Source organism: Catenibacterium sp. UBA627 (assembly GCF_002299355.1).
Lineage (GTDB): Bacteria > Bacillota_I > Bacilli_A > Erysipelotrichales > Coprobacillaceae > Catenibacterium > Catenibacterium mitsuoka.
On the sequence record NZ_DBPF01000023.1, the window covers coordinates 1 to 7,496 of the forward strand.

Annotated in this window: 9 protein-coding genes; 7 read left to right on the forward strand and 2 right to left on the reverse strand. The window is 34.8% G+C overall.

Annotated features, from left to right (window positions below; all coding sequences use genetic code 11):
• Positions 1 to 250 precede the first annotated feature (250 nt).
• The gene (locus B2S90_RS01450; RefSeq protein ID WP_279147262.1) at positions 251 to 2,830 is read left to right on the forward strand and encodes a cation-translocating P-type ATPase; all 2,580 of its coding nucleotides are present in this window, start codon (positions 251 to 253) and stop codon (positions 2,828 to 2,830) included.
• Positions 2,831 to 3,008: 178 nt separating this feature from the next.
• Here the strand turns inward: B2S90_RS01450 and B2S90_RS01455 are convergent, their stop codons facing one another.
• Positions 3,009 to 3,371, reverse strand: coding sequence for a metal-dependent transcriptional regulator (locus B2S90_RS01455; protein ID WP_278780524.1), 363 nt, complete (start codon positions 3,369 to 3,371; stop codon positions 3,009 to 3,011).
• A gap of 163 nt (positions 3,372 to 3,534) precedes the next feature.
• Between B2S90_RS01455 and B2S90_RS01460 the strand changes: the two genes are divergently transcribed.
• From B2S90_RS01460 to B2S90_RS01485, 6 genes are all read left to right on the forward strand, one after another.
• A complete protein-coding gene (locus tag B2S90_RS01460; protein ID WP_006505528.1) occupies positions 3,535 to 3,744 on the forward strand; it encodes a FeoA family protein in 210 nt (69 codons plus the stop codon).
• 12 nt (positions 3,745 to 3,756) lie between these two features.
• A complete protein-coding gene (locus B2S90_RS01465) occupies positions 3,757 to 3,978 on the forward strand; it encodes a FeoA family protein (protein WP_022425513.1) in 222 nt (73 codons plus the stop codon).
• Between the two features lie 2 nt (positions 3,979 to 3,980).
• Entirely contained in the window at positions 3,981 to 6,104 is a 2,124-nt protein-coding gene (gene feoB / locus B2S90_RS01470) for a ferrous iron transport protein B (protein WP_286696442.1), read from the forward strand.
• A 6-nt stretch (positions 6,105 to 6,110) separates the two neighbouring features.
• Positions 6,111 to 6,458, forward strand: a complete 348-nt coding sequence (locus B2S90_RS01475) for a heavy-metal-associated domain-containing protein (protein WP_286696443.1) — start codon at positions 6,111 to 6,113, stop codon at positions 6,456 to 6,458.
• A gap of 29 nt (positions 6,459 to 6,487) precedes the next feature.
• A complete protein-coding gene (locus tag B2S90_RS01480) occupies positions 6,488 to 6,679 on the forward strand; it encodes a FeoB-associated Cys-rich membrane protein (RefSeq protein ID WP_055233959.1) in 192 nt (63 codons plus the stop codon).
• Positions 6,680 to 6,781: 102 nt separating this feature from the next.
• Positions 6,782 to 6,898: a rubredoxin-like domain-containing protein gene (locus B2S90_RS01485; protein ID WP_022425517.1), complete on the forward strand. Its 117-nt coding sequence runs from the start codon at positions 6,782 to 6,784 to the stop codon at positions 6,896 to 6,898.
• A 349-nt stretch (positions 6,899 to 7,247) separates the two neighbouring features.
• Here B2S90_RS01485 and B2S90_RS01490 read toward each other — a convergent pair.
• On the reverse strand, positions 7,248 to 7,496 hold a 249-nt coding region (locus B2S90_RS01490), incomplete at its 5' end, for a hypothetical protein (RefSeq protein ID WP_286696444.1).

A 7,496-nucleotide genomic window follows, 5' to 3' on the forward strand; every position in this document is an offset into this window, starting at 1 on the left:
GAGATTTCAATGCTGCACTTAATTTGAAAGATGCTACGATCTAAGAAGTTGCATAAATGAACGCAAACGTAGGTATGTACCGAAGGCTGCTTTGGGAATTAACGACTATGGAGTGTACAAGAGCTTGTGAGTAGATATGATTTTTTGTCAATCGAAAGCATACACAATAAAATAGTAAGTAATGTTCGTGAGAACTTACATTATCTCGATGTGAGTATATTTAATCACATTTTGAGTGGCAGAAATACAAATGTATAAAAAAACAATTGAAGAAGTAGTAAACTCTTTAGATACAAATATAGAAGAAGGACTCACTTCTTCTGAAGTAAATAAGAGACAAGGCATATATGGAACCAATGAACTAGAAAAGCCACAGAAAAGGTCTCTTCTTTTACGTTTTCTAGATCAGTTTAAGGATGCAATGATTATTATTTTAATTATTGCAGCAGTGATATCTATTATTGTAGAACCAGGGGACTGGATTGATTCTCTTATTATCGTAATCGTAGTAATGATGAATGCGATTCTAGGCGTTGTATTAGAGAGTCATGCAGAAAAGAGTCTTGAATCATTACAGGAATTATCTGCACCACAATCTAAGGTATTAAGAGATGGTGTGAAACAGACTATTGCTTCTAAGGAATTAGTGCCTGGTGATATTATTATTCTTGAAACAGGGGATATGATTCCTAGTGATGCACGTTTAATTGAAGCTTATAACTTAAAGGTGGATGAATCTGCCTTAACAGGTGAATCTGTTCCTGTAGAAAAGACAACTGATCCTATTAGTCAGGATGTTGTGATTGGGGACCAGACAAATATGGTCTTCTCTTCTACAGTAGTCACTTATGGTCGTGGTAAGGCAATAGTTACATCTACTGGTATGAAGAATGAAGTAGGTAAGATTGCTGGCATGTTGAATGCGAGTGAAAAGGAATTAACACCTTTACAGGTCAAATTAAATGAGATAGGTAAAACAATTGGATTACTTTGTATTGTAATCTGTGTGATTGTATTTATTCTTGAATCATTGAGCGGTATTAGCTGGTTAGAATCATTTGAGACAGCTGTTGCCTTAGCTGTTGCAGCTGTACCTGAAGGTCTTGCAGCTACTGTTACTATTGTCTTAGCTGTCAGCGTGACTAAGATGGTTAAACAGCATGCCATAATTCGTAAACTACCTGCAGTAGAAACATTAGGTAGTACTTCTATTGTATGTTCTGATAAGACAGGTACATTAACACAAAATAAGATGACTATCTTAAAGACTTGCTTAGATGGTGAAGAAGTGAAAGACTTAGGAGATGCAGATTCTAAAACTATTGATATGTTGAATGCATTTACTCTATGTTCTGATGCTTCTATTGATGATGGTAAGGTACTAGGTGATCCTACTGAAGTTGCACTAGTAGAAGCAAGTAAAAAGATGAACTTTGAAAAGAAAGCACTCATGGAAAAGTATCCACGTGTAGGAGAATTAGCTTTTGATTCTGATCGTAAGATGATGAGTGTTATTCTTAAGGATGGAGATCATTATGTGTCTATTACTAAAGGTGGACCTGATGTGATCTTAAGTAGATGTCGTAATGTAGATAGTGATCAGGCGATGGCCGCCAATGATGAAATGGCTAAAGACGCTTTAAGAGTCTTAGCTGTGGCAGTAAAGAAATATGATACAATGCCTACTAACATTACAGTAGAAGAAATAGAAAATGATATGGACTTTATTGGGTTTGTAGGTATGATTGACCCAGCTCGTCCAGAAGCAAAAGAAGCCATTAGAGTTGCTAAGCATGCAGGTGTGCGCACTATTATGATCACTGGTGACCATAAGACAACAGCGACTGCTATTGCGAAGGATTTAGGTATTTTAAGTGAGGGACAGGAAGTTATTTCTGGTGAAGAATTATCTCAGATGTCTCAGGAAGAATTAGAAAAGAATGTAGAAAAATATAGTGTTTATGCACGTGTGGCTCCTGAACATAAAGTAAATATCGTCAAAGCATGGAAATCAAAGAATAAAATTGTTGCTATGACAGGGGATGGTGTTAATGATGCACCAGCCTTAAAGACTGCAGATATTGGCTGTGCTATGGGTATTACAGGTACAGATGTAGCGAAGAATGCTGCTACTATGATCCTAACAGATGACAACTTTGCGACTATTATTCAGTCTATTAAACAGGGTCGTGGTATTTTTGATAATATCCAGAAGGATGTACAGTTCTTATTATCAAGTAATATTGGTGAAGTACTTGCAATCTTCTTAGCTTCTATTATTGCGTTAATTAATCCTTCATGGGGATTTGGTGTTCCACTATTACCTATTCATTTATTATGGATTAACCTAATCACAGATGCTTTACCAGCCTTTGCGATTGGTTTAGAACCAGTTGAAGATGATATCATGGATAGAAAACCAAGAGAAAAGGATGAAGGTTTCTTTGCGAATGGTTTAATGGTGAAAGTCATCTGGCAGGGTGTTATGGTAGGTTTACTTACTTTAGCATCTTATTCAATTGGTCAGTATTTCAGTAATCATGAATATGCGATGACTATGGCCTTTATTACTATGTCAGGCGCTGAATTATGTCATGCTTTTAACGTAAAGAGTCATCATTCAGTATTTAATAAACAGGTATTCAACAATAAGTATTTATGGGGTGCAACAGCTTTAGGTCTTATATTACAGTTAGCCATCATCTTTACACCTCTTTCTCATTTATTTAGTTTAGTGCCTCTTAATCCATCTCATTTCGCGATTGCAGCATTACTTGCATTCTCAGTTATCCCAATCGTAGAAATCTCTAAACGTTTCAATAAACGTTAACACCTGCTTTGCAGGTGTTTTTTTTGCTATTTCTATTGCATTTATCTCATATGAGTAGTATCATTAAGTTAGTAAAGGCTAACCCTTTACTAAACATAACATATCCTTTCATATTCTCAGTTCCTTAAAACAGAGGAAATAAAAAATCACAGGACAGCACACACCTGTGATTTTTTATTTAAATCTTATCTTTGAAATATGTTTTTAAAGCTTCAAAAGTTTCTGGTGAAATATAATGTTCGATACGACAAGCATCCTGTGAAGCAGTTGATTCACTAACACCAATATGAATTAAGATATTTCTTAATTCAGTATGTCTTTCAAATATCATATTCGCAATCTTAGCACCAGCGTCTGTTAATGTAATGGCACCACCTTCATCCATGTTGACGAGTTCCTTCTCTTTTAATCTTTTCATCTGTTGTGAAATAGTAGGTTTAGAGAAATTCATTTCACGGGCGATATCAATGGAACGCACATGTCCTTTCTTCTTTTGAATAACTAATATAGTTTCTAAGTACATTTCTGTTGATTCACTCATCTTATTCACCTCATTTCCATCATTATAGCATAAAAATTCAAATAATGAAAAAGTTAGGCTTTACTAACATTTTTGTTGACATATAAAAACAGTAAGGCTATACTAACATCGAAGTTAGAAAAGACTAATTAGTTTAGTCTAATCATCTAAGGAGGCGGATTATATGCCAATTAGTATGGCAAATCCTGGAGATACAGTCATTATTAGACGTATTACAGGAACTGATAAAGTAAAGAATCATCTTGCAGAATTAGGTTTTGTGGTAGATGGAGAAGTAACTATTATCAGTAAAGTGGATAACGGAATTATTTGTAATGTGAAAGGTAGTAGGATTGCGCTTTCTGAACAGATGGCCAATCGTATATTATTTTGAGGGAGGAGTAACATGAACTTAAAAGATGTAAAAGTGGGCGAAACAGTAACTATTAAAAAAGTGACTGGTACAGGTCCAGTAAAAAGAAGAATTATGGATATGGGTTTAACTAAAGGACAGAGTGTTTATGTAAGGAAAGTTGCACCTTTAGGAGATCCAGTAGAAATTACAGTACGTGGTTATGAATTATCTTTGCGTAAAGCAGATGCGCAGATGATTGAAGTGGAGGAATAGTTATGAAGATAGCGTTAGCGGGTAACCCTAACTCTGGTAAAACAACGTTATTTAATGCACTGACAGGGAGTACTCAGTATGTTGGTAACTGGCCAGGGGTTACAGTTGAAAAGAAAGATGGGAAACTAAAAGGTCATAAAGATGTGACTATCCAGGATTTACCTGGTATTTATTCATTATCTCCTTATACACTTGAAGAAGTTGTTACAAGAAGATATTTAATTAATGAAACACCTGATGCAATCATTAATATCATTGATGGAACTAACCTAGAAAGAAACCTATATTTAACAACTCAGTTAGCTGAATTAGGTATTCCAATGGTTTTAGCTGTCAATATGTATGATATCATAGAAAAGAAGGGTGATAAGATTGACTTAGATCAGTTAGGCCAGTTATTTGGTTGTAAAGCAGTCACTTTATCTGCATTAAAGAATAAAGGAACTCAGGAAGTTGCTGAAGAAGCAATTAAACTTGCACATAACCATAAAGCATCAGAACATCCTCATGTATTTGTTGGTTCAGTAGAGCATGCTTTAGCACATATTGAAGAATCTATTGAAGATAGAGTAGATGCATCTAAGTTAAGATGGTTTGCGGTTAAGGTATTTGAAAGAGATGAAAAGGTATTGGCTGAACTTAAATTAGATCAGGTAGTATTAAATGAAATCGAAGGTCATATTGCGGATTGTGAAAAAGAAATGGATGATGATTCAGAATCTATTATCACAAACCAGAGATATACATTTATTAAGAATTCTATTAACAAGGTTCTTACAAAGAAGAATCCCCATCAGACATTATCTACATCAGATCAGATTGATAAGATTGTGACTAACAGATTCTTGGCTTTACCACTCTTTGTATTAATTATGTGGTTTGTTTATTTTATCTCAGTATCTACAGTAGGTGACTGGATGACTAGCTGGGTGAATGATGTATTATTTACTGAAATCATTCCACCTGCAGTAGAAACTTTCCTTAAATCAATTGGTTGTGCAGCTCCATTAATCAGCTTAATCAATGATGGTATTATCGCTGGTGTTGGTACAGTATTAGGTTTCGTACCACAGATGGCACTTATCTTCTTATTCTTAGCTATTCTTGAAGATTCAGGATATATGGCAAGAATTGCATTCATTATGGATAGACTATTACGTAAATTCGGTTTATCTGGTAAATCATTTATCCCTATCTTAATTGGTACAGGATGTGGTGTTCCAGCCGTTATGGGTACACGTACTATTGAAAATGAAGCAGATAGAAGAATGACTATTCTATTATGTACATTTATTCCTTGTGGTGCGAAGACTGTTATTATTGGTATGATCAGTTCAGCATTCTTCCCAGGTAACACTTGGATTGCGCCAGCAATGTATTTCTTAAGTATTTTAGTTATTATCTTATCAGGTATCGCATTAAAGAAGACTCGTTTCTTTGCCGGTGATCCAGCACCATTCGTAATGGAATTACCAGCATATCATCTTCCTACTTTTAAGGGTGTATTCATCCATGTATGGGAACGTGCAAAAGCATTCATGCTTAAAGCAGGTACTATTATCTTTAGTATTTGTATCGTTGTATGGTTATTATCTACATTTAACTTCTCATTCCAGATGGTCGAAATTGAAAACTCAATGTTAGCATCTGTTGGTCATCTATTTGCAGTATTATTCGCACCAGTAGGTATTGAAAACTGGAAAGGTTCAGTAGCTGTTATTTCAGCATTAGCTGCTAAGGAACAGGCTATTTCTACTATCTCTATCTTGAATCACATGGGTGATGCAGATTCAGGTGCTAAGGCAATTCATGCTATGGTGAATACTTTCTCTGCAATGGGTGGCTTCTCATTCATGATCTTGAACTTATTCGATCCACCATGCTTTGCCGCTATTGGAGCAATCATGAGAGAAATGGGTTCTAAGTTCTGGGGATGGTTTGCAGTATTATACCAGATGGTATTAGGTTATGTATTAGCTATGATCACTTATCAGTTAGGTTCATGGTTATTCTATGGTGCACCATTCGGATTAGGTCAGATTTTATCAATCGTATGTGTTCTAGTAATGATCTACTTCATTGTAAGACCAGCACCTAAACCAGAATTAAAGACACAGAGAGCCTAATCAATTATGGGTAACATCATAGTTGTGGCTATTGTTGTTGTGTTGCTCATTATAGGTGCTCTTCACTACAAGAAGACTTTGCAGTCTGGCTGTTGTGGGGAACATGATCAAATAAAGAAAATAGGTACGGGGGATAAAGATAAAAATCTTTATCCCTATCGTACTACTCTTCATATTGACGATATGTTCTGCAAGAACTGTGCAGCAACAATAGAAAACGCATTTAATCAACATAAAGAATATCTAGCATCAGTAAACATGAATAAGAAAGAAATCACTATTCTTTCTATGAATCAACCTGATCTAGAAATATATCAACAGATGATCATCAAACTTGGTTATACACCAAGATAATTGTATAATAGAAGCGAGGAGGAGATATTATGGGTACAATTATAGTAAGTATTTTATTAGTTATCTGGATTTGTCTTGTCCTTAGAACTATATATAAAAATAAGAAAAAAGGCATAGGTGTCTGTGGACATAATTGTAATACATGTGGCACAAATAATCTATGTCATGCTGATCTCTATAAAATGTATCGTAAAGAGATGCGTAAAGAAGGGCACGCTTAGTGTACTTCTTTTTTTAGTTTGAGCATATTTATTGAATTATATCTCAAAAGTACTATAGTATAAGTAGTAATAATTACTATATACTAAAGGAGGTATTATAATATGAAATGGGTATGTAAAGTATGTGGATATGTGTATGAAGGTGATGAATTACCTGAAGATTATGTATGTCCACTATGTGGTGTAGGACCAGAAGAATTTGAAAAAGTAGAAGAATAATATAATTATTCTTCAAAGTAAAAAAGGCTGTAACGTTTAAGGTTATCTATTCGTTACAGCCTTTAATAATTTAAAAGAGTTCTTTTGCTCTCATACGTTTCAACTCAACATGTGTATTCTTCTTATGTCTGCAATAGAAGTAAATACCTAGCCTGACTACTCCCACGGACAAGCCCGTGGGGTTCTGATTGCCAAGTGTAGCTTGTAATCGTACATCATTTTCAGACTTTGAAGTTACAAGTGTAAATCTATTTGAATCAGAACTTTCATTACCAAGCAGTCCAGCGACCACATTGACGGTAAATTTCTACTTTCGTAGGGAAGTATAATCAATCTCCCTGAATATGTTTTACGCTATCTTAATTCCGCTATTTGATACCTTGATCTCGTTAGCCTTAATCCATTCGATTAGGTCTTTTTCTTTGCTGTAACACTTATCAAATTCAGAAATGCATTTGTTTTTATCTATATCTTTGGTTCTGTAATCGTAACAGTGTAATAAGAATGATGAATACCAGTCTCTTTGTACTTCAGTACCATCTTGCAGCTTATACATTCGGTCAGATAATCTCTTTTTAATATAGTCATCAACAGTATG